The sequence below is a fragment of the Streptomyces sp. UG1 genome (genome assembly GCF_049974585.1).
Taxonomy (GTDB): domain Bacteria; phylum Actinomycetota; class Actinomycetes; order Streptomycetales; family Streptomycetaceae; genus Streptomyces.
Genome location: NZ_JBNGGG010000011.1, coordinates 124,427 through 146,416 on the forward strand (window position 1 = coordinate 124,427; position 21,990 = coordinate 146,416).

Consider the following 21,990-nt stretch of genomic DNA (forward strand, 5'->3'; position numbering starts at 1 on the left):
TCCCTGACCTGAGAGGGGGAAGCGCCGACATGCCGACCTGCCCGAACGGACACCAGTCGGGTTCCGACGACTGGTGCGAGGTCTGCGGTCACCGCATGGCCGGTGCCGTACCTCCGCCCCCTCCGCCGCCCCCGCCCGGCGGCGGCTACGGCTTCCCGCCGCCCGGTGGCCCCGGCCCCGGCGGCCCGTCCGGTGGCCCGAACGTCGGTCAGCCGGGCGGCCCTCCGCCCAGGTCCGGCATGCCGGAGCCGGAGCTGTGCCCGCAGTGCCGTACGCCGCGTGAGGGCGGTGCGCCGTTCTGCGAGGAGTGCCGGTGGAACTTCCTGACCAACACGGCGACGTCGTACACCCCCGCCGCCCCGCGCCCGCCGGCGCCCGGCGGGCCGGGCCTGCCCTCCCACTTCCAGCAGCAGTCGGGGCCTCCGCCGTCGTTCGGCGGCGGTGACTCGTACGAGTACCAGGGCTCGCGCCCGTCCCAGGTGAACCGCCCGGCGGAACCGATCCCACCGTTCGGCGCGGAGCCGCAGCGGCCGGGTGGCCCGGGTGGTCCCGGTGTCCCGGGCGGACAGGGCGGACCCGGTGGTCCCGGTGGCCCGGGCGGTCCCGGCACTCAAGGTGGCCCTGGCGCACCCGGTGGGCCCGGCGGACCTGGTGGTCCTGGTCCCGGTGGCATGGGCGGTCCCGGTTCGGGCTTCGGCGGTCCCGGAGCCGGCCCCGGTGGTCCGGGCGGTCCGGGCGTTGGCCCGGGTGGTCCAGGCAGCGGCCCGGGTGGCTTCGGCGCGGGTCCGGGCGGTCCGGGTCCCGGCGGTCCGGGTCCGGGCAACACGAACCCCGGCGCACCCGGTGGCCCGGGCGGACCGGGTGGTCCTGGCGCCCCCGGCGGTCTCGGTGGCCCTGGCGGTCCCGGTGGCCCCGGTATGAACGGCCCCTCCGGCTTCGGCGGCGACCCCTCGCGGCCGGTTCCGCCGCCGCCCGGCCCCACCCCGCCCGGTGGCCCCGGCGGCCCGGGCGCGACCGGTGGTGCTCCGCAGGCGTTCCAGTCGGCCGGTCCCGGCGCCGGCCCCGCCGCCCCGCCGGCCCCGCCCGGGTTCGGGCAGGACCCGAACCGTCCACAGCCGGGCGGCCCGTCCTTCGGCGGCGGTGACGACGACTGGGTGATCTCCCCGCCCTCGTCGGGCCCGGGCGCTCCCGCTCAGGGCGGCTACGGCTACCCGCAGCCCGGTGCGACCCAGGCCCCGCCCTCGCCCGGCCCCGGCTACCCGCAGCAGCCGACGACCTGGATGGCGACCATCGGTCCGGACCGCGACTACTTCATGGCGATGATGCAGCGCTCCGGCCCCGAGGCCGCGGGCCTGAACCTGCCCGCGTACTCGCCCGAGCAGCAGCGCACGCTCACCGGCAACCAGGTCACCATCGGCCGCCGCCGCCACTCCACCGGCGACACCCCCGACATCGACCTGTCGGTGCCGCCGGAGGACCCGGGCGTCTCGCACCAGCACGCGGTCCTGGTCCAGCAGCCGGACGGCACCTGGGCGGTCGTCGACCAGAACTCGACGAACGGCACCACGGTGAACGGCGCCGAGGAGCCGATCCAGCCCTTCGTGCCGGTACCGCTCCAGGACGGCGACCGGGTGCACGTGGGGGCGTGGACGACGATCACGATCCGACGCGGCTAGTTCTCGGCCGGCTCTCGGCTGGTTCTCGGCCGGGTCTGGACCGGTTGCCGGTTCTCAACCGGTTCTCGACACCCGGGAGGGGTCGGTCGTACGGGGCTTCACGGCCGTACGACCGACCCCTCCCGGCGTCTCAGCCGGGCAGCGGCCACGCGTAGGGCCCCTCGGGGTCGTCCAGCCACGCCCACTCGTGCTCGCCGCGCACCGTGATCCCGTAGCGCTCCCGCTCCGGCCGCCCCTCGCGGTCCCACAGCGCGTACGCCTCCTGCGGATCGAGGCTGCCGCGGGTCAGGGCGAGCAGGAAGCGGAACAGTTCGTGCTCCCTGGCCCGGCGCGGCAGCCCGCCCAGGTGCGCCGGCTCCAGCTCGGAACGGCTGCCTCCGCGCAGCGGCACGAAGTAGGCGGGCGTGTGCAGGAAGCGCCCCTCGGCGTGCTCGGCGTCCCGTACGGCGAGGGCGACCAGGCCGGTGGCGAGCGGCGTCAGGATGCGGGCGCCGGGGCGGCACTGGGCGAGCCAGGCGCGCGGGACGGACCGCAGGGTGCAGGTGGCGATGATGCGGTCGAAGGGGGCGCGCTCGGGCACGCCGCGTGCGCCGTCGCCGGTGACGACGGCGGGGTGGTATCCGGCGGCGGCCAGGTGCTGCCGGGCCGACTCGGTGATCTCCGGCTCCAGGTCGACGGTGGTGACGAGATCGTCGTCGCCTAGCCGGTGGGCGAGCAGGGCGGCGTTGTAGCCGGTGCCGGCGCCGATCTCCAGGACCCGGCCGCCGTCCCGCACCTCCAGCGCGACCAGCATCATCGCCATCAGCGACGGCTGGCTGCTGGAGGAGAGCAGTTCGCCGTCGCGCAGCCGGGTGGCCAGCGGGGTGTCGGCGTAGGCGCCGCGCACCCAGCGCTCGCGCGCGGCCGGGTCGGGGCTCTGGCCCCAGCGGCGCTCGTAGCCGCCGGCGACGCCGACGTAGTAGTACGGCACGAACAGGTGCCGCGGCACGGCCCCGAAGACGTCCCGCCACACGGGGTCGCCGGCCCACGCCCCGCTCAGGTCGATCCCGCGCACCAGCGCGGCCCGCGCCGAGGCGGCGAGGTTCTCCAGGTCCCGGTCGAGTGCGTGCGCGCTCATACGTCCACTGTCCTGCGCGAGACGGCACGAGGCGAGCACCCGCCCCGGCCATCCGGAACGAGCCTCTCGGTTCACCGGTCCAGGACTGTCGACCGGTCCAGGACTGTCGACCGGTCCTAGGCCTGGAGTCCTCGGTCGCCGCGTCTGAGAGCATGGGAGGCGTGAATGAGATTCGGCGCGGCACGCTTCAGGAGCAGACCTTCTACGAGCAGGTCGGCGGGGAGGAGACCTTCCGCCGCCTCGTCCACCGTTTCTACGAGGGTGTCGCGGAGGACCCGCTGCTGCGGCCCATGTACCCCGAGGAGGACCTGGGCCCGGCGGAGGAGCGTCTGACCCTGTTCCTGATCCAGTACTGGGGCGGCCCGACCACGTACAGCGAGAACCGCGGCCACCCCCGCCTGCGCATGCGCCACGCCCCCTTCACTGTCGACCGCGCGGCGCACGACGCCTGGCTGAAGCACATGCGGGTCGCCGTCGACGAACTCGGCCTCTCCGAGGAGCATGAGCGGACGCTGTGGAACTACCTCACGTACGCGGCGGCGTCGATGGTGAACACGGCGGGCTGATCCAGCCGGCGGCCCGCGTGGCCGTCAGCGGACGCTGACGTCGAGCGCCCCGAGCCCCGCACGCCGTACGGCGATCGACCCGTACGGCGTGCGCAGCCGCAGCCACGCGCCGGACGAGAGCAGGGTCGGCTCCCCGGTGGCGCGCAGGAATCCCAGTGACTGGGCGGCGTGCACGGCCCGTACCGGCAACTGGGTGTCCCCGACGGTCCGGGACCAGATCTCCCGCCCGATCCGGTCAAGCTCGGCCCGGGTACGCCGCTCGGCCGGCAGCTCCTGCGTACGCGACCGGAACTCGGCGATCCCCGCACCGATCATCGCCCGCAGGGCGTCGGACGCGGGCAGCCCCGGCACCGGCCGCCATCCGCCGCGCGGCGGGAGCACCCCGGCCCACGGCGGTCCGGTCACGGCCTGCGGCACGACGGCGGTGGCCGCCGACTCGTCGACGGACTCCAGGAGTTCACCGGCGGAGACGGTCGCGTCCAGCGTGACGTCGAGACCGTTCTCGTACGGCTTGGCCAGGCGCACCGCGCGGATCGCCAGCACCTCGAAGGACGGCGGCCGCCCGAAGACGGCGAGCGCGGTGCCGGCCGCCTGCAGGCGCACCGCGGCTGAACGGTCGTAGTGGAGCAGCCGGGAGAGGAAGGCCGCGAGATCCGCCGCCTCCCCCTCGTCGGCGAGGTGGAGCACCGTCATGCGGCGACGGCCCCCTCCTCATCGGCTCGGTCGGCCTCGCCGGGCTCGTCGTCCATGTACTCCCGGAGGAACTCCTTCTCCTCCGCGGTGATCCGGCGCGGCCGCTCGGCCTCGAAGTCGAACGGCACGACGACCGTCGAGGCCCGGACGTAGACCAGGTCGTCGTCCTTCACCTCGTAGCCGATGGTGAAGGACGCGGCCTTGATCTCACTGACCCACAGCTCTATGTCCACCGGGTGGTGCCGGTGGACGAGCTGCCGCTTGTAGTCGATCTCGTGGCGCGCCACCACCGACCCCTGCTTGAAGTCCCTCTCCGGACGGAACAGGAAGTCGATACGGGCTTCCTCCAGATAGCGGACGAAGACCGCGTTGTTGACATGCCCGTACGCGTCCATGTCCGACCAGCGCAGGGGGCAGCGGTAGATGTGGCGCAAGATCGATCAGCCCCGGGTCAGCTTCTTGTAGGTGGCACGGTGCGGACGGGCCGCGTCCGGGCCGAGCCGCTCGATCTTGTTCTTCTCGTACGACTCGAAATTGCCCTCGAACCAGAACCACTTGGACTCGCCCTCGTAGGCGAGGATGTGCGTGGCGACGCGGTCGAGGAACCACCGGTCGTGGGAGACGACCACGGCGCACCCGGGGAACTCGAGAAGAGCGTTCTCCAGGCTCGACAGCGTCTCGACATCCAGGTCGTTGGTGGGCTCGTCGAGCAGCAGCAGGTTGCCGCCCTGCTTCAGGGTGAGCGCGAGGTTGAGGCGGTTGCGCTCACCGCCGGAGAGCACACCGGCGGCCTTCTGCTGGTCGGGCCCCTTGAACCCGAAGGCGGAGACGTACGCCCGGGACGGCATCTCGACCTGACCCACGTTGATGTAGTCGAGCTCGTCGGAGACGACGGCCCAGAGGGTCTTCTTCGGGTCGATGTTCTCGCGGCTCTGGTCGACGTAGGAGATCTTGACGGTCTCGCCGACCTTGATGTCGCCGGAGTCGGGCTGCTCAAGACCCTGGATCATCTTGAACAGCGTGGTCTTTCCGGCGCCGTTCGGCCCGATGACACCGACGATCCCGTTGCGCGGCAGCGTGAAGCTGAGGTCGTCGATGAGGAGCTTGTCGCCGAAGCCCTTGCTGAGGTTGTTGATCTCGACGACGACGTTGCCGAGCCGCGGCCCCGGCGGGATCTGGATCTCCTCGAAGTCCAGCTTCCGCATCTTGTCGGCCTCGGCGGCCATCTCCTCGTAGCGGGCCAGTCGCGCCTTGGACTTGGCCTGCCGCCCCTTGGCGTTGGAGCGGACCCACTCGAGCTCTTCCTTGAGCCGCTTCTGCCGCTTGGCGTCCTTCTGCCCCTCGACCTTGAGGCGGGCGGCCTTGGTCTCCAGGTACTTGGAGTAGTTCCCCTCGTAGCCGTGCAGCCGGCCGCGGTCGACCTCGCAGATCCAGCCCGCGACGTTGTCGAGGAAGTACCGGTCGTGGGTGACGGCGACGATGGTGCCCGGGTACTTGGCGAGGTGCTGCTCCAGCCAGTTCACGGACTCGGCGTCGAGGTGGTTGGTGGGCTCGTCGAGCAGCAGCAGGTCGGGCGCCTCGAGCAGCAGCTTGCACAGCGCGACGCGGCGCTTCTCACCACCGGAGAGGTTGGTGACCTGCCAGTCGCCGGGCGGGCAACCGAGGGCGTCCATAGCCTGCTCGAGCTGGGCGTCCAGGTCCCAGGCGTTCGCGTGGTCGAGCTCCTCCTGCAGCTTGCCCATCTCGTCGAGCAAGGCGTCGGAGTAGTCGGTGGCCATCAGCTCGGCGATCTCGTTGAACCGGTCGAGCTTGCCCTTGATCTCGGCGACACCCTCCTGGACGTTCTCCAGGACGGTCTTCTCCTCGTTCAGCGGCGGCTCCTGGAGCAGGATCCCCACCGTGTAACCGGGCGACAGGAAGGCGTCACCGTTCGACGGCTGCTCGAGCCCCGCCATGATCTTCAGAACGGTCGACTTACCGGCACCGTTCGGGCCGACGACGCCGATCTTCGCACCCGGAAGGAAGTTCAGGGTGACGTCGTCGAGGATCACCTTGTCGCCGTGCGCCTTGCGCGCCTTGCGCATGGTGTAAATGAACTCAGCCAAGAGAAACCGTCCGGCAGCTTGAAATCTGGCAGTGGGCAGATACACCCCATCTTGCCCGACCGCCACCCCTGGGGGGAAACCAGTATGGGGCGGGGGCTCTGACCTGGGGCTTCATTACCCCGGCACACGTCGGCCAAGAGGGGTCCGGCTCGGTGGGATCGCCCGATTCCCCGGCGCGTCGTACAGACATGTCCTAATTTTTCACATTACCCTCTCGTAACTGTACGAAGTCGATCTCCCACAGATCGCACCCACCTCACTCCATCGGAGATGACATGCACAAGCTTCACAAGGCTGCCGTCGTGGTCGTCGCCCTTGGCAGCGTCGGTCTGCTGAGCGCCGGCACCGCCACCGCCCAGGGCTTCGACGGGCACGGCGGCAAGGGCGGGGACAAGGTCAGTGTGCTGCAGAGCTCCCAGTGCAAGTCGCACGACCTGAACGTCGACGTCCTCGGCCAGATCGGCATCCTCAACGGCGCGCTCGGCAACGCGCTCAACGGCGAGGGCCACACGGGCGCGCAGGACACCCACATCGGTTCGACGATGGGCTGCGACAACAGCGCCTTCTGAGCCCCGCCTCAGTCACGGGGATTCCGGCCACGTCTCATGCCGTGACGATCTCGGTGTGAGACGTGGGGGCGGGTGCGGACCGGTGCGTCCCAGGCGAGACCTACCGGTGGAGTACGGGCTGTGACGGGCGGCCCATGGGTTTTGTTCCGCCGATGACGGCGCACCGAGGCCCGCCGTACCGCACCGGCTCCCCGGAAAGATCAGGGCCCGATCCACTCAACGGATCGGGCCCTGACCGGCGTTCTGCCTCGGCAGACGCCTACTTCTGCGCCGAGGCCTCCCGCTTGCGTACGACGATCAGGCCCGCGCCGCCGATCACGACCAGGCCGATGGCGATGCCCGCGATCAGGGGTGTCATGGCGGAGCCGCCGGTCGCGGCGAGGTTGGTGTCGTCGGACGCCGAACCGACCGTGGCGGGGCTCGGCTCGCTCAGGGTCTGGGTGACACTGCCCGCCGCGTCGGCCTCGCCCGCCTGTGTCATGCAGTCCAGCACCCCGGCGAACCGCTTCTTGAAGCCGTTCGGCCCCTCGATGGTGAAGTCGTAGGCCTGGTCCTCCTGGAGCGGGACCGTGACCGTGCGCGAGGTGCCCGCCGGGATGCTGTACTCGATCCCGAGCAGCTCGAAGGTGAACGGCGCGTCGCCCTCGTTGGCCGCGGTGATGTCGACACCGCCCTTGTCACAGTTCTCCGCCGCGGACAGTGCGGGTATCGCACCGCTCTGAGCCCAGCTCGCGCTCGCGGTCGCCGAGACGGTCGACTCGCTGGAGCCGGCCAGGATCTGCGTCTGGCTGCGGCTCTCGGCGGCGAAGGCACGCCCCACCGGCACGGTCGTCGAGGCCTGCACGGTCAGTTCGGCCTGTCCGTCCGCGGCGTCCTCGGGCACGTCGAAGAACACCTGCCCGCCGTCCGCGGCGGTCGTGACGGCCTTGCCGTCCTTGTCCACGATCCGCACCCCGCTCTTGGCGGCGTCCGCGGGCGGGGTCAGGGTCACGCCGTCCCCGTTGGTGCGCACCGTCACCGGACCGAGCCGCTCACCGGCGTGGCCGGAGACCGCGGGCGGGTCCAGCCGCAGCGACGCCTCCGGCTCGGCCATGCCCCGCGCGTTCTTCTCCAGGTAGTCCGCGAGCTGCTCGGCCTGCGGGTCGACGGCGTCGACCTTCACCCCGTCCGAGTAGCGCCAGATCGCCACCTGGGTGCCGGCCGCAGCGTCCTGCTCGGTCAGGCCGCCCTTGACGCCCGCCTTTCCGGCCAGCGCCGCGAGGTCGTTGACCTGCGGGTAGGAGTTCTGCAGGATCCAGCGGATCCTGCCGGAGTTCTTGTTGGCGCCGAGCGAGGTGCCGCTCCAGGGCGTCTCGTGGTACTTGGCGCCGCGCTGTGTGGGGTTGTGGATGTCCACGCAGTACGTCTGCAGCATGCCGCCGCCGTCGACGGACATCTCGAACAGCCCCGCGGAGATCTCCTGGTCGCCGGAGTCGGCGTGGACGACCGCGGCGCCGTATGTCTTCAGGCCACCTATCGTGGCGGTCGCACCGCCCTGGCTCGGCGCTGTCGCGTCGGCCGCGGGTGCGGCCACCGCGGTGCCGGCGCCGGCCAGCACGGTGGCGGCGACAAGCCCGGACGCCAGGGTCGCGGCGGCGAGGCGGGCCGCCCCTCGCCCACGCACCGACAGCGCTGAGAACGCAGCAAACACAGAATTCCCCTTCGAGCAGGACCCGTTGACGTGGGGGGTACGGTCCCACCAGCAGAAACATCAAGCCCCGAGAGCCATGCCCGGCATCCTAGGGACGCGGCGCACCACGCTTCCCCGGGATCCCGTCGTGGGGCCGATCCGACTCGGAATCGTTATCGCCAAGATCCCTCAAGGCCCCTCGTGAGCAGGGCTTATCGACAAATCCACCTGGGTCGTTCGGTGCGCATTCGCCGATAAGCCGCACTTCGGTCAGGTGCGGTCGGTGACTGACATCACGTCACCGGGACAGGCTCCTGGGCCTGTTGGGGCTCGGCGTCGACGGGCGGCGTCTCCCAGTCGGGCTCGGGTCGCGCGGGCGCGGCGGCGGTCCCCGCGGCGCCCGCCGTCCCCGCTTCCTGCTTGGCCGCGCGCCGGAACGCCGACGTACCGCGCGCGAGGTCGTGGCCGATGGCCAGCGCGTCGATGTCCGCCGAGGTCCAGCTCTGCCCCTCCCGTACGTCCGAGCGCACCTTGAGCCGGCCCTGCACCACCACCGGATCGCCCACGTTCAGCGACGCGGCGGCGTTCGTGGCGAGCTGGCGATTGGCCCACACCGTGAAGAAGTTGGTGTGGCCGTCGGTCCACTCGTTCTTCCCGCGGTCCAGGTAGCGCGAGGTCACCGCCAGCCGGAAACGGGCGGACGGCCCCGTCGCCAACTCCCGGTACACCGGCTGCGTCGCCACATTGCCCACCGCGCAGATGATCGTCTCGTTCATCTCGAACCCCTCCCTCGCCCGGCCGCTCCCGGCGGGCGGATACGCGTACGGGCCCGTCCCGTACGGCAGCGTCCGGCCGACCGCGTCGTCGCGATCGCCGCGAAGCCAGACTGCCTGCCGTCGGGCCGAGCCCGCTGAGCCCTGTGGACCACCGCCCACCTGTGGATATCTCCGCCACCCGAACGAGTGCCCCCGCCTCGGCTCACCGCCCCGTCGTCCCCACCCCCATCACCCTCCCGTACTGCTCCCGAACCTCCCGGTACCGCAGCAGCTCGGCCGCCACCGGATCCAGCACCCGGGCCCGCCCGCACCCGGCCGCCGCCTCCCGCAACCGCCGTTCCGCCTCCAGTCCGTACCGCCGGGCCGGCCCCCGCGCCGCCATCCGGCAGCCCCACTCGACGAGCGGACCGCCGGCGATGCCGGCCACCATCAGCAGCACCGGCACGCCCAGGTTGGGCTCCATGACCCCGACGATCTGCGCCACCAGCCAGAGCCCGCCCACGACCTGAAGGATCGTCATGGCGGCCTGCACCAGGACGGCCGCCGGCCACCAGCCCGGCCGCGGCGGCCGCCCCGGCGGGAGTCCGGCCCGCGCGGCCATCTCGTCCAGCGCCTCGGGCAGCCCCTGCGCCCCCCGTACGGCCGCCTCGCGCACCGCCTGCGCCCACGGCGTCGGCAGCCCGGCCGAGGCCCGCTCGGCGACCGTGCGCACCGCCTGCTCGACGCGCTGGCGCGCGGTGGCCTCCTCGTCCGTCTGCGTCCGCAGGGACAGCCGCCCCGTCGGCGGTTCGCTCCGGTCCTGGTACCAGCGGTACAGCCGCAGCCACGGCGTCCCGCACGCGCGGTTGGCGTTGCGCAGCCAGGCCCGCTCGGCGGCCTCGCCCGCGGCGGTGGCGCCGATGGCGTCCGCGAGCCGGGCGGAGAACTCGTCGCGCGCGTCCTCGCTGAGCCCGGGCCGCTTACGGGCCGCGTACAGGGGCCGCAGCCCCAGCCCGGCGGCGTCCACGTCGGCCGAGATCCGGCGCGCCGCCGCCCCGCGTTCCGCCACGAACTCGCCGAGCGCCTCGCGCAGTTCGCCGACGCCGTCCCCGGTGAGCGCGGACAGCGCGAGCACGACGGCGCCGGGTTCGCCGTGCTCGCCCAGCGCGATGCCGTCCTCGTCGAGCAGCCGCCGCAGGTCGTCGAGGACCTGGTCGGTGGCCTCCCCGGGCAGCCGGTCGGTCTGGTTGAGGACGACGAACATGATCTCGGCGTGCCCGGCCATGGGCCGCAGATAGCGCTCGTGCAGAACGGCGTCGGCGTACTTCTCGGGGTCCACGACCCAGATGACGGCGTCGACCAGCCCCAGGACGCGATCGACCTGCTCGCGGTGCTGTACGGCCGCCGAGTCGTGGTCGGGCAGGTCGACCAGGACGAGCCCGCGCAGTTGCCCGTCCGCGACCGAGTTCTGCGCGGGGCGCCGGCGCAGCCGGGGCGGGATGCCGAGCCGGTCGATGAGGCCGGCCGCGCCGTCGCTCCAACTGCACGCCAGGGGCGAGGCGGTCGTCGGCCGCCGTACGCCCGTCTCCGAGATGGTCACCCCGGCGAGCGCGTTGAACAGCTGCGACTTGCCGCTGCCCGTGGCGCCCGCGATGGCGACGACCGTGTGCTGCCCGGAGAGCCTGCGCCGCGCCGCCGCCTCGTCGAGCACCCGGCCCGCGTCGCCGAGCGTTTTGCTGTCCAGCCGGGTGCGCGAGAGCCCGACCAGTTCACGCAGCGCGTCGAGTCGCGACCGCAGCGCCCCGTCGTACGCGAGCGGCGTCACGACCTGCGACCCGGCGGAGGCCCGGGGCTCCACGACGGCGGGCGGCTCAGCCGGGACACCTTCGTTCACCCGCCGCGCGATCAGGCCGTCGTCCCAGGGGGTGGCGGATTCCGTGCCGGGGGAGGACTCCGCGCGGGCGGACTCCGTACGGGACGGGAACGGGGGCTCTGAGCGGGAGGCTGACGCCGCGCGGGCCGACGACTCCGAGCGGGAGGCGGTCTCCGTACGGGACGAGGGCTCCGAGCGGTTCGACCGCTCCGGGCGAGAGGCCGGCTCCTTACGGGAGGCAGTCTCTGTGCGCGACGAGACGTCCTTCCGAGCCGGGACCTCCTTCCGAGCCGAGGCGTCCTTGCGTGCCGAGTCGTCCTTGCGTGCCAAGGCGTCCTTGCGAGGCGCGGCATCCCTACGGGACATGGCATCCGTTCGAGACGACGCGGCAGCCGTACGGGACGAAGCATCCGTACGACGTGAGGCCCCGCCGTCCTCCTTGCGGCCACCGGGGTCGGGGACGCTCCCGCGCGCGGGCGTGCCCCCGTCGCCCCTGCGGCCGTCCGAGCCGGCGGCGTCCCTACGCGCGGCCCCGCCGCTGTCGCCCGGATGGCCGTCGCCCGAGTCGGGGGCGTCCTCGCGCGCGGGCGTGTCGTCGGCCTCCACGCGCGCGTGGCCGCCGTTCGCCCGGTCCCGGTCGTCCCACTTGGCCAGCTTTCGCCAGAGCTTGCGCTTGTCCGGCTCGTCGTCGGCCACGAAGTCCTCGCTCTCGCCGGGCTGCTCACCGCGCGCGCGATCGTCGTTCGAGGGGAAGCCGTTCGCGGAGCCGCGCTCCCCAGGGATGTCGTTCACGCGATCGTCGTCCTTGGTGGCGCCGTCCTCCTGCTGCTGATCGGCGTGTTCCGTGTGGTCATGGTCAGTGACGGCGGTCACCGGTCACCTCTCCTTCTGCAGTACGGACAGCGCGGCGATGAGTTCGGCCTGGGGATCCGGGTGGACCTCCAGGGCGTCGAGCGGCGCCAGCCGTCGCTCGCGTTCGTTGTGCATCACCCGGTCGAGGTGCTCGGTGAGCAGCCGTCCGGCCCGGTCGCGCAGCCGCAGCGCGCCGTGCGCCCCGATCCGCTCGGCGAGCCCCTCCCCCGCGTTCCGCGCCCGGCGGCTGCCCAGCAGAGCGGTGGCGACGAGAGCGGTGACGACCTCGGAGTCCGGGGCGACGCTGCGGTCGAGGTAGCTGACCTCGTCCTCGGCGTACTCCTCCAGCTCGCGCCGCCAGCGCCGTACGGCCACGCCGATGCGGTGCTCGACGCCGGCCGACTTCGGCTCACGGGCCGTCAGTTCGGGAGCGGCGGCGGCCGGTTCGCGGCGCCAGGCGTCGTCGACGCGTTCGTCGGCGGCGGTGACGGAGCACAGCAGGAGGGTGCTCAGGCTCTCCACGAGCGAGTCGAGAAGCTCACCGGCGGAGCAGTCGAGCGGGAAGGCGCGCCAGCGCTTGAGGGCGTCGCCGGCGAGTACGGCGCCGGCCTGGAGCCGGGCACGCACGCGTGCGTACTCGCTGTCGTAGGCGCTGTCCACGGCGGCGGTGAGCCGCAGCGCGGCCGAGTACTGGGCGGCGGCGGCACTGGCGAGCTCGGGCATGCGGGCCTTGAGGGAGTCGAGAAGGCCGTACGCCGTACGCGCCATGGAGTGTTCGCGGGCCGACGGGTCCTGGGCCTGGTGCGTGAGCCAGGTGCGCAGCGAGGCCACCGCCGTGGCCGGCAGCAGCCCGCCGCCCCAGGCCGACTCGGGCAGCTCCGGCACGGTGAAGCGCGGTACGTCGCCGAGGCCTGCCTTGGTGAGGAGGGCGCCGTACTGCCGGGAGACCTCGGACACGACCTGATGGGGAACCCGGTCCAGGACGGTCACGAGGGTGGCGTCGTACTCCTTGGCGGTGCGCAGCAGGTGCCAGGGCACGGCGTCGGCGTACCGGGCCGCCGTGGTGACCATGATCCAGATGTCGGCCGCGCAGATGAGCTGGGCCGCGAGGACACGGTTCTCGGCGATCAGGGAGTCGATGTCGGGTGCGTCGAGGAGGGCGAGGCCGGCCGGCAGGCTGTCGGCGGTCTCGATCCGCAGCACGCGCGCGGCGTCCTCACCGGGCAGCATCAGCTCCTCGCCCGGGTCGTGTTCGGGTACCCACACGCGCGTGAGGTCGGGCAGTACGCGCATCCCGCTGAACCAGTGATGGTCCTCCGGGTGGCACACCAGCACCGGATTGCGCGTGGTCGGTCGCAGTACGCCCGCCTCCGTCACGCGTCGGCCCACGAGAGAGTTCACGAGCGTCGACTTGCCGGCGCCGGTGGATCCGCCCACCACGGCCAGCAAGGGCGCTTCGGGCTCTTTCAGGCGGGGCACCAGATAGTCGTCGAGCTGCGCGAGCAGTTCGTCGCGGTTGGCACGCGCGCGTGGCGCCCCCGCCAGGGGCAGCGGGAAGCGTGCGGCCGCGACACGGTCGCGCAGGGCGGAGAGTGCGTCGAGTAGCTGAGGCCGTACGTCCAAGGTCACCACATGCGAAGAATGCCCAATTTTAGGGGAATTCTGAAGCATATGAGCACGTCTGCGCGCCGATAGGACACAAGGGACGGAAGGGGCGACTGGGACACAGGCACAGTCCAGGCATAACGAGTGCACAACACCGGAGGCGCGAGAGGCCAAAAGCGGTGCACGATTCGTACCTGCCTGCGATTATCAGGACCGCTTCACCGAACCTCCACATCGAGCCACGGAGGCGAAGCAACAGGGACACGGATGCGGGAGCCCTATCCTTGTCCCCGGCAACGTCACGGATCAGCCCACACCCGGGCACCACGACCGAGGCCACCACGACCGGCCCCCGTAGCTCAGTGGATAGAGCAGGCGCCTTCTAAGCGCTTGGCCGCAGGTTCGAGTCCTGCCGGGGGCGCCCAACCTGCGGCTAGCCGTCTCATGGAAAGCCGCAGGTCAAGGCCGTGATTCAACTCTTGTGGGGCGAGAGGTCGGGTAAGTCTCGTGGCGTGCGGATGCCGAGGCCCTATCCGTGTCACGGCAAGAATGCCCAGGTCAGCGGGGTACACGAACCCGAGCCGCAGGTTCGAGTCATACACGGGCACGCACAAAAGGGCTGGCTGTCGATACGGCGCGTCCTACTGAGTGCTGGTGTCGGGATGTTCGACGAGCCATCGGAGCGCGGCCCGGATCGCCTGGATCTGATAGCGCTGGAGTTCCTCGCCATCAGCTCCCTGCATGGCGAGGAAATGGCACTGGACAATCAGGGGACGCGTGCGCCTGCAGCGCGGCCGGGATGGCTCCGTCGACGTGGGCAGATCTTCCGCTGCGTGCGGTGGTTCCTTCATGAAAGGCAAGGTCCCGCTGCGTCGAAGGCCGGGCTGCGGATACGGCCGAACTCGACCGCAGTCACACCGGTGGGGACTATCCTCGGCCACCCCGTCCGCTGCCCGAGCACGCCCCAGGGTCATGCCGTTGCGCCTGGGCTTCTCGAGATCCCGACATGGTCTCTCACGCGGCCACTGCCTCTCAGACAAGTCACGGAAGCCGGGTACGTGTGTGGAAGGCATCCAACGGACCCGCTGAGGAGCCCACGGCGGTCTGGCTCCGCGATTGGCCGCGCAAGGTCTGGAGTGCCTGCATCGTCGCGGCAGCCAGCACGCGTTCACGGCGTGAGTGCCCCTCGCTGTCGGCCATCTCGGTGAGGAGCCGGAAGACGTGTTCCACCTCAGGAGAACCGCTGGCCTGGCCGGTTGAGTCAGTCACGGTCTCGACGTACACGTCGAGCAGGCGGAAGGCTTCCTCGCGGGCTGTCCCACCCATGTCAGGCTCGGTGACCAGGCGCACCAGCATGATGCTCAGGCGAGGACTTCCCTCGGGTTCGGCGTCCGCCAGTGCTCGGGCGGCGGAGACTCGGGCGTGTTCGTCCAGGAGCGGGTCTTCGGCCAGCGCAGCGAAGACATCGGTGGCCGACGGATGGCCGGTGGTGTTCAACTCGTGCGCGGCGCGCAGCCGAATCGATGCGCCGGCTGAGACGTCACCGGCCAGAGCGGTGAAGAGTCCATGCGCTCGAGTGTCGCGGAGTTCTGCAAGCCGCTGGGCAACGCGAAGGCGGAGGGTGTGAGTGTGTTCGTCCGCGGACGAGTCGGCATCCATGGCGTCGGCCAGAGAAACCAGCATGTCAGCGGCACGTTCGTCGCCCGCATCGGCTAGTTCGCCGAGAGCTGTGGCGCGTACCGCGAAGCCTAGGTCGCCGTTTCCGCCGTAGGAGACGAGCAGTTCGACGTAGCGGTTGGCGTCGATGGACCGCAGTATCCGCATCAACTCGTATCTCAGCGCGCGGTCGACCCCCTGCTCGCCGGCCAGAGCCAGCAGCAGCCCAGGAGCTCGTCGGTCGCCGGCTTCGGCAAGTCCTCGCACGGCAAGGGCCTTTGCGTTCACGCCCAGCTCGGCGTCCTCGGCGCACGAGACAAGCAACTCGGCATAACCAGCAGGGTCGGCAGACTGGAGCGCCTTGAGAAGGTGTTGTCGCGCTCCTGCATGAAAGACAGGATCGGCGACCACGCTCACGAGACGACGCCCGAGAGCCGCATCTGACAGTTCGTCCAGGATCTGCTGCATGGCGCCCTGCCGGTCGAGCGGTCCGGCCTCGGGGTCTGCGGCGAGACTCAGCAGGGCTTCCGGATAGCGGTTGTCGCGAAGGGCGCGCAGTGCGCGGGCGGCCATGATGCGGTCGTTGTCGCTGACCATACGGTCCGTCGCCACGGCGAACAGGATGTCCGCGTCTCGGTCGTCCCCCAGCCCGCGCAGGTGCTGCGCGAGTTCCCGCCGGAAGAAGCCGGTGCACTCCGGCTTGTCCGCAGTGGCGGCGAGTGTGTCGGCCGACCGCCGTACGGCACGTGAGGTGACCGGGAGGCCATCCTGCACCAGTCCGGCAACGAACAGTGCGCCCTGCCAGCTCGTTCCACATCGCCACAGGGCCTTGGTCAGCAGAGGGTGTTCGCCCACCGCCGCGATGAGGAATCGGGTGAAGGAGTCGTGCTGCCGCCACTCTGGCGGTAAACGTCTTCCCCAGCGTCCGAACAGACCTCTCAGTGCATCGGCCACCCGCTCGGGGTCACGGGCGAGTTGCCGAGCGGCCAGGAACTCCAGCAGTGTCTGGTGGATGAAGACGAGGTCCCCACCACGCTCCGTGAACAGTCCGCTCCGGCGCATGGTTTCACGCAGGATCGCCCGCCATACGTCATCGGGCAGGCCGGAGGGACGCAGTTCTTCGGTCCGTGACGTGAAGAAGTCGACGGCTGTCGAGTTCTGCCCGTTCAGCCAGGCCAGGGCAAACTGTCCAGCCAGGTCCACGACCTGGGCGGGGAGGCGCTCAGCCGCGCTGACGGCTGCGACGCCATATCTGGCCGTTGCTGTTCGTGCTTGGGCGATGATCCCGGTGGGGGCATCACTGTACTGTCGGCTCTGCAACAGGCTCACGAAGGATCGATAGACCTCGTGGCGGGCTGTCGGCAGCGGGGGCTTCGGCTGGTCGGCGAAGAGCTGGCACAACATGGTGGCCATCAGCGGCACGCGCACCAGCGCTTCACGGTGCCGTTCCCCGAACTGGAGCGTGAACCGATCCGCCGCCTGCTCGGGATCTGGCAGGCCGAGAGCGTTCAGCCAGCGCGCGGCGAACTCCCGTAGCTGGAGGCTGTCGAAGGGAAGCAAATCGAACGTCGCGGCATGCCAGCGGACAGTACCGGGTGACAGCAGTTCGGGCACCGGCCGCGTGGCAAGGACGCATCGGTATGTGGCCCCTTCGGGATCGGCAGCGCGTAGGCCCGCCAGCCGCGTGAGAACGACTTCGCGTTGGTCACGGGTCACCAACTCGTCCAGTCCGTCGACGAGGACGAGCCAGGAAGCTTGGACACTGGGCCTTTCACGGAAGAATCCCGCCGGCCAGATCCCGAGCGGGCTGTGTCGGCCCGCGTCGACTCGTGCAGCCGCTTCGAGTGCCTCGGCCAGCGGCCGGTCCTCCACAAGGTCGGAGGCCTGCACGTAGATGGGCACCAGCGTCGGTGTGCTCCGCACCGCCGGGTGCGCGGCATCGGGGGTGTCGTCGACGCGCCACCGCGCCACGCACTCCCGGACCAGGCTGCGCAGCAGGCTGGACTTACCCGCTCCCGGTCCGCCCATCACCAGCGCATCCACGTGATGTTCGATGACATCCCCGGCCTGTAACCGCTCATCGCCGTTCGCCACTCCTGGCCCAGGACCGGCGCGCAGAGAGTGGGCATGCTGGCTGACGTACACGGTCGACAGAGGTGGCGAGACGTTTCCCGGCACCACGCCGGGATAAGGGTGGGACTCGGCAGCTCGCTCCGCGGCTTCGAGGTACGTTCGCAGCCGCCGGCTTGGGAATGCCCACCCTCCAGCCCTCAACTGGTCGTCAGTGAGCGTTTGAAGCCAGGGCTGCTCCGCGTGCGGCAGTCGGCTGCTCACCGCCCGGGCCGCTGCAGCATGCAGATCCCGCACCCGCTGAGGGCACCGGGACAGCAGAGCTGACGCGGACAGGGCGTGAGCGCTGCCGGAATGGTCCGAGGTGCAGAGCATCCCGGCCACAGCGCCGGTCCGTTTGTTCAGCACGGCGCTGCCGCTGTAGCCACCGCCGACCGGAGGGCCCCACAACCGACTCAGGACGCCCGGGCCCACTGAGTCTCGCCGAGAAGGGCCCTGGTAGGCGAGCTCCACGGACTGGCCGCCGCGAAACATCCCGTCCGGGTGTCCCCACGCCCAGACTTTGTCTCCGTCCAGGAGGCCGTCGTCGAACAGGACCCACGGACCAACGTGATCGAATGGCTCCTCATCGGGAACGACCTGCAGCAGTGCCAGATCGAAACCGACTCCAGGGTCGCGGAAGTAATGCCCCGGCGCAGGGCGCAGACGTATCTCCCGACCGTCCGTACCGACCTGACCATGGACCACCTCAGGCAACGACTCCGCGCTGTCGGCCACCACGTGGGCGCAGGTCGCCACCATGCCAGGCGCGATGAAGAACCCGGTGCCCACCGCCCGGGGAACGGTGCCCGTCGACCGGACCGTCAGCGCCACGGTCGCTGCTCTGAGCAGGTCCTGGGTGGCATCGCTCAGGACGGTCACGACGACGGTGCGACCCACTCCAGCGCGACCTTGAAGGTGGACCTGGCCGTGGCTTTGCCGAGTACCGCCACGAGCGTGCCGGACTCGACCGCGAACTCACAGGCGAACTCAACCGTGGCCTTGGCACTTCCCGTCTGCTGCAAGCGTGCGCCCACCGCTCTGGCAACTCCGACCAACGAGTCCACGGCCTCCTCCAGGGTCGGTCGCCGCGCGGCGATCTCGCGCTCGCTGCCACCAGTCGTCGCCCCCAGCCGCTGCACCGACAGGTACAGGGTCTGTCCATCCGCCGTCACAGGAACCAGAGCCGCTTCGCCCTCTGCTGGCGCGTCCCCCGCCACACCCTCACTGATCACGTCACGTCTCCCCTTCTCATGACCACGAACCGGCCTCCTGCACAGCACCGTTCAGCCTAGTAATGCCGTCTGGCACCCACCAGGAGACAACCCAGTGATCTCACGGGGATGCACCGTGATCAGCTGCGGTTCCGACGGCGTGCGCCCAGTCGTTGTCGCCGTGGTGTCGAGGTGCGTGGAGGAGGTGTGGGTCAACTCACATGTGATGGCGGACGAGCCGAACTCGTCCGCTGCGGACAACGATCGGGCACACTTCGAACCGACCTCAACCCGCACGCCGCGGGTGACTGATGTCCCTGCTGCACGCCCTCACCTTCCGCACTGTCTCCGCGCCCCAACGGGGCCGCTTTGGAAGGCCAGTTGGTGGCAATGACCCCGGAGACACCGACCGGTTCGTGAACAAACCGCGCACCGGTCCGGCCAACGACACCGGCTGCCGGGAACCATCCGAAAAAGGTCCCGACGCACCCGCGGTCGAGGAGAGCCCGAATGAAGACCGTCGTCCAGGAACGTACAGCTCCGCCGAATCCCTGCGCCTGCGGGACATCGACCGTCCCGTTCCCCGCGAGGACGAGCTGCTCATCCGGATCCACGTGGCCGGTGTCGACCCGACTGCCTGGTATCTCATGACGGGGCGGCCCCTACATCGCCCGCATCAACCCGCAGATCGGACTACGGCGTCCCAGTCATCGCGTCCGCGGCCAGCACGCTGCCGGAGCCGTCGAGGCGGTCGGCCCGAAGGTGAGCGACTTGAAGCCCGGGGACGATGTCTTCTGCCAGTGCGACGGCTCCTTGCCGAATACGCCTGCGGCAGGGCCGAACAACTCACCGCCAGGCCCCCCGCCTTGTCCTTCGACCAGGCCACCGCTCTTCCCGTCTCCGGCGTCACCGCGCTCCACGCCCTCGACGTGGCACGCCCCGGCCCAGGACAGAAGGTACTGGTCATCGGGGCCTCCGGAGGCGTCGGGACGTACGCCGTCCACTACGGTGCCCATGTCAGCGGCGTCCGCGTCCCCGACGCGGGAGACCTGGTCCGCTCCCTCGGCGCCGCCGACGTCATCGACCACACCCGCGAGGAGATAACCGACCGCCCGGTCCGCTACGACTTCGTCCTGGACGCCCGCCGGCAACCGCCACGGCCACCTGGACGCACTTTTGTTGATCCGGCCCTGGCCCGTGGCCGCACCATACCTGAGCCGGCTCCGGGGATACCCATCCCGAGAACACCGACGCCGTGTTCCGCGCGCTTCTGCGCAAGCCCGCGTTCACCTGGTAGCGAGATGGGGAGGAGCTGCTGCGCCGCCGCAAGAAGAGCCACTACAAACATGAGCCTCTGCCGAGCATCACCTCCGCCGGCACCCGCCTTGCGGAACTCTTGCACGCGGAAAGGCGGCACGGGCGATGAGAGCCACCAGCGTCCTCGGCGTCACGGTGACCGTCACCAGCATCCAGCTGCGGCCCGGCAGCGGCATCGTCGCCCTGTGCAGACACGGCCGACACCGTCAGGCGATCGGCATCCCCGACCTACTGCTGCCCGAATCCGCGCCCGCGGGATGGGCCTGGGTGGAGGCCTACCGACACTGAGCATCATGAGCCGCGCAGCCCGGGCCTCGCCGTCTTCCGGCTACTGCCAGGCGCGGACCAGATCCTCAGGCCCCCAGTGGGCCGCGAGCGGCAGACCGCCGTCCACACCGCCGCGGGACACCGCAACCAACGGGGTGTCCGGCCCGGCGCCGGGCACCGCGAGTGCGTGCCGAGCCAGGGCGTCGTATTCACGCCGCCCGAATAGCTGGGACTCCAGCCACTTGACGGAGCCGACGAATTGCACCGCACCCGCAACAGGTGCACGATCGGCACCGACCAGATCGATCTCGGGGTTGTTCTGCCGATTCCACCAGCCGCCGACCGCCTCCGTCTCCGGCCACCGCTCATCGGGCAGCAGCCGCAGCAGCGACTCCCGGATGACCGGCTCGACCGCACGTCCCCGCCAGGTCGTCCACGAGCGCTCGATGCGCTCCAAAGCCAGGTCGCCCCGGCCGCGCTCGATGAGCGGGATCCCCCGCTGCAGAAAGGCCAGCCAGAACCGGAGATACGGATCGGCGATCCGGTAGCGCTTGTTCTTGGTGTCGGCCCTGGTGGACAGCGGCAGGTCGGCCGCGAGAACCCGCTTGGCCTGCAGGGTGTTCAGCAGCGGGGACAGCGTGCCCGAGGGCAGCGCCCCCGCGCCTCCGGCCTGGGCGGCGATGGTGGAGAAGGTCCGCTCCCCGCTGCCCACCGCCTCCAGCACCGCCCGCGAGTGTGACGCCTCGGGGAACTCCCCCAGCAGCGACAGCTCGCCCGCCACCAGCAGCGGCGACAGCGGATTCACCACCGCCGCGCGCAGGAAGTCCGCCCGACCCATCCCCGGCCGCCACGACTGGACGATCTCCGGAAAGCCTCCCGTGATCAGCAGCGCGTCCACCGCCTCCGCCGCATCCAGCCCCGTCATGGCCTGCACATCGGCCAGGTGCAATGGCTGGATGGTCATCTTCGCCGCCCGACCGAAGAAGGGACGGCCGTACGACTGCAGCGCCTCCATCACCGACATGTCGCTGCCGACAAGGATGAGCAGGACCGGCTTGGCGGACAAGTGGCGGTCCCAGACCGTCTGCAGCGCCCCCTCGAACTCCCTGTCCTGCTCCACCAGCCATGGCACCTCGTCGATCACCGCGACACTCGGGGCATCGTCCGCAGCCGCGACGGCCAGCGAGCGCAGCGCCTGATTCCAGTCCGCGGCCTGCAGCCCGGCCACCAGCTCCGCCCCCGGCAGCGCGGACTGGGCAAGTGCCCCGGTGAAGTCCGCCCGCTCGGCCACGGCATTACGGCCCCGAGTCGCCTGGAAGACTACATACGGAACCCCGGCCCGGTCACAGAACTCCTGAACCAGACGAGACTTCCCCACCCGACGCCGACCCGTCATGATCACGGCCTGCCCTCGGGTGGCGCCCGCGCCCTCGACCACCAGGCCCAGCTGTCGAGCCAGCAGATCCAGGTCAGCCGCCCTGCCCTTGAATTCCACCAGCAGCCCTCTCACCCATAAAACACAGTTTCGATATTACGTAGATTGAATCTTACTTAGATGTTAGCTCGCTTCACTTCCTACCGACGGGGAACCACGTCGGAGACATCGACGGGCACGCCACACCATCAGCCCTTTCGGGTCTTGGGTAGATGCGCCGACATCGTCACAACCAGCGAATCTCCGCAGGTCACAGCGGGTATGACACAACCAGCCCTTGATTGCTGCTCCTGCCGGGGGCGCCCAGTCTCCGCCCTCCCATTGGGAGGGCGTTTTTGCTGGTCAGAGCCTTTCAGTTGCCGCAGGACGACCACGTCGCCGCAACCGGGTGGATGAGGGAAATCGGCATACAGGCTGAAGGAGCCCTGGGTATCAGATCCTCCTTGCCGCCATGAGTCTCGTCTGGCACCTCCTTGATATGCCCGCGATGGGCGACCACGCCTCGGTCGAGT

Annotated in this window: 16 protein-coding genes and 1 tRNA gene; 5 read left to right on the top strand and 12 right to left on the bottom strand. The window is 70.6% G+C overall.

All coding sequences use genetic code 11. The features are described 5' to 3' along the window. Window positions 1–29 precede the first annotated feature (29 nt). Window positions 30–1,676, top strand: coding sequence for an FHA domain-containing protein (locus ACP4J3_RS14650; protein WP_426534250.1), 1,647 nt, complete (start codon window positions 30–32; stop codon window positions 1,674–1,676). 130 nt (window positions 1,677–1,806) lie between these two features. Here ACP4J3_RS14650 and ACP4J3_RS14655 read toward each other — a convergent pair whose 3' ends face one another. Further along, the gene (locus ACP4J3_RS14655; RefSeq protein WP_426534252.1) at window positions 1,807–2,793 is read right to left on the bottom strand and encodes a methyltransferase domain-containing protein; all 987 of its coding nucleotides are present in this window, start codon (window positions 2,791–2,793) and stop codon (window positions 1,807–1,809) included. Between the two features lie 152 nt (window positions 2,794–2,945). On the opposite strand from ACP4J3_RS14655, the gene ACP4J3_RS14660 reads away from it, so the two are divergent. After that, window positions 2,946–3,359 carry a globin gene (locus tag ACP4J3_RS14660; RefSeq protein ID WP_426534254.1) on the top strand — a complete coding sequence of 138 codons (414 nt, stop codon included), beginning with the start codon at window positions 2,946–2,948 and terminating at the stop codon, window positions 3,357–3,359. Between the two features lie 24 nt (window positions 3,360–3,383). Here ACP4J3_RS14660 and ACP4J3_RS14665 read toward each other — a convergent pair whose 3' ends face one another. From ACP4J3_RS14665 to ettA, 3 genes are read right to left on the bottom strand one after another with little or no spacing between them, the layout of a single operon-like run. Further along, window positions 3,384–4,052 carry a hypothetical protein gene (locus tag ACP4J3_RS14665; RefSeq protein ID WP_426534256.1) on the bottom strand — a complete coding sequence of 223 codons (669 nt, stop codon included), beginning with the start codon at window positions 4,050–4,052 and terminating at the stop codon, window positions 3,384–3,386. Then, a complete protein-coding gene (locus ACP4J3_RS14670; RefSeq protein ID WP_426534258.1) occupies window positions 4,049–4,486 on the bottom strand; it encodes an acyl-CoA thioesterase in 438 nt (145 codons plus the stop codon). Before ACP4J3_RS14670 ends, ACP4J3_RS14665 begins: the two co-directional genes overlap by 4 nt. A 6-nt stretch (window positions 4,487–4,492) precedes the next feature. Continuing rightward, window positions 4,493–6,157: an energy-dependent translational throttle protein EttA gene (ettA, locus tag ACP4J3_RS14675; protein WP_426534260.1), complete on the bottom strand. Its 1,665-nt coding sequence runs from the start codon at window positions 6,155–6,157 to the stop codon at window positions 4,493–4,495. 275 nt (window positions 6,158–6,432) lie between these two features. Between ettA and ACP4J3_RS14680 the strand changes: the two genes are divergently transcribed. Continuing rightward, the gene (locus tag ACP4J3_RS14680) at window positions 6,433–6,726 is read left to right on the top strand and encodes a hypothetical protein (protein ID WP_426534262.1); all 294 of its coding nucleotides are present in this window, start codon (window positions 6,433–6,435) and stop codon (window positions 6,724–6,726) included. Window positions 6,727–6,985: 259 nt separating this feature from the next. Here the strand turns inward: ACP4J3_RS14680 and ACP4J3_RS14685 are convergent, their stop codons facing one another. The 4 genes from ACP4J3_RS14685 to ACP4J3_RS14700 form a co-directional block, all read right to left on the bottom strand. Further along, window positions 6,986–8,416, bottom strand: a complete 1,431-nt coding sequence (locus ACP4J3_RS14685) for a Cys-Gln thioester bond-forming surface protein (protein WP_426534264.1) — start codon at window positions 8,414–8,416, stop codon at window positions 6,986–6,988. A 272-nt stretch (window positions 8,417–8,688) separates the two neighbouring features. Further along, the gene (locus tag ACP4J3_RS14690) at window positions 8,689–9,171 is read right to left on the bottom strand and encodes a single-stranded DNA-binding protein (RefSeq protein ID WP_426534266.1); all 483 of its coding nucleotides are present in this window, start codon (window positions 9,169–9,171) and stop codon (window positions 8,689–8,691) included. Between the two features lie 202 nt (window positions 9,172–9,373). Next, window positions 9,374–11,896 (bottom strand): GTPase, encoded by a 2,523-nt coding sequence (locus ACP4J3_RS14695; protein WP_426534268.1) that lies wholly within the window; start codon window positions 11,894–11,896, stop codon window positions 9,374–9,376. Between the two features lie 3 nt (window positions 11,897–11,899). Further along, complete coding sequence (locus tag ACP4J3_RS14700; RefSeq protein WP_426534270.1) at window positions 11,900–13,507, bottom strand: dynamin family protein; 1,608 nt, start codon at window positions 13,505–13,507, stop codon at window positions 11,900–11,902. A gap of 321 nt (window positions 13,508–13,828) precedes the next feature. Here ACP4J3_RS14700 and ACP4J3_RS14705 point away from each other — a divergent pair. After that, window positions 13,829–13,901, top strand: a tRNA-Arg gene (locus ACP4J3_RS14705). Between the two features lie 620 nt (window positions 13,902–14,521). On the opposite strand, the gene ACP4J3_RS14710 is transcribed toward ACP4J3_RS14705, so the two are convergent. From ACP4J3_RS14710 to ACP4J3_RS14720, 3 genes are all read right to left on the bottom strand, one after another. Then, window positions 14,522–18,145, bottom strand: a complete 3,624-nt coding sequence (locus ACP4J3_RS14710; RefSeq protein ID WP_426534272.1) for a trypsin-like peptidase domain-containing protein — start codon at window positions 18,143–18,145, stop codon at window positions 14,522–14,524. Then, on the bottom strand, window positions 18,124–18,420 hold the full coding sequence (locus ACP4J3_RS14715) for a CU044_2847 family protein (RefSeq protein WP_426534274.1): 297 nt from the start codon (window positions 18,418–18,420) through the stop codon (window positions 18,124–18,126). The genes ACP4J3_RS14710 and ACP4J3_RS14715 overlap by 22 nt, the downstream gene beginning before the upstream one ends. 746 nt (window positions 18,421–19,166) lie before the next feature. Continuing rightward, window positions 19,167–19,610: a hypothetical protein gene (locus ACP4J3_RS14720; protein ID WP_426534276.1), complete on the bottom strand. Its 444-nt coding sequence runs from the start codon at window positions 19,608–19,610 to the stop codon at window positions 19,167–19,169. Between the two features lie 271 nt (window positions 19,611–19,881). On the opposite strand from ACP4J3_RS14720, the gene ACP4J3_RS14725 reads away from it, so the two are divergent. Beyond that, entirely contained in the window at window positions 19,882–20,064 is a 183-nt protein-coding gene (locus tag ACP4J3_RS14725; RefSeq protein ID WP_426534278.1) for a hypothetical protein, read from the top strand. 40 nt (window positions 20,065–20,104) lie between these two features. On the opposite strand, the gene ACP4J3_RS14730 is transcribed toward ACP4J3_RS14725, so the two are convergent. Beyond that, a complete protein-coding gene (locus ACP4J3_RS14730; RefSeq protein WP_426534437.1) occupies window positions 20,105–21,538 on the bottom strand; it encodes an ATP-binding protein in 1,434 nt (477 codons plus the stop codon). Between the last annotated feature and the right edge of the window lie 452 nt (window positions 21,539–21,990).

Bases quoted from the DNA above. Each gene is read 5' to 3' on its own strand.
- ACP4J3_RS14650 (WP_426534250.1), top strand. From the start codon at position 30: ATGCCGACCTGCCCGAACGGACACCAGTCGGGTTCCGACGACTGGTGC.
- ACP4J3_RS14655 (WP_426534252.1), bottom strand. From the start codon at position 2,793: ATGAGCGCGCACGCACTCGACCGGGACCTGGAGAACCTCGCCGCCTCG.
- ACP4J3_RS14660 (WP_426534254.1), top strand. From the start codon at position 2,946: ATGGGAGGCGTGAATGAGATTCGGCGCGGCACGCTTCAGGAGCAGACC.
- ACP4J3_RS14665 (WP_426534256.1), bottom strand. From the start codon at position 4,052: ATGACGGTGCTCCACCTCGCCGACGAGGGGGAGGCGGCGGATCTCGCG.
- ACP4J3_RS14680 (WP_426534262.1), top strand. From the start codon at position 6,433: ATGCACAAGCTTCACAAGGCTGCCGTCGTGGTCGTCGCCCTTGGCAGC.
- ACP4J3_RS14690 (WP_426534266.1), bottom strand. From the start codon at position 9,171: ATGAACGAGACGATCATCTGCGCGGTGGGCAATGTGGCGACGCAGCCG.
- ACP4J3_RS14725 (WP_426534278.1), top strand. From the start codon at position 19,882: ATGAGAGCCACCAGCGTCCTCGGCGTCACGGTGACCGTCACCAGCATC.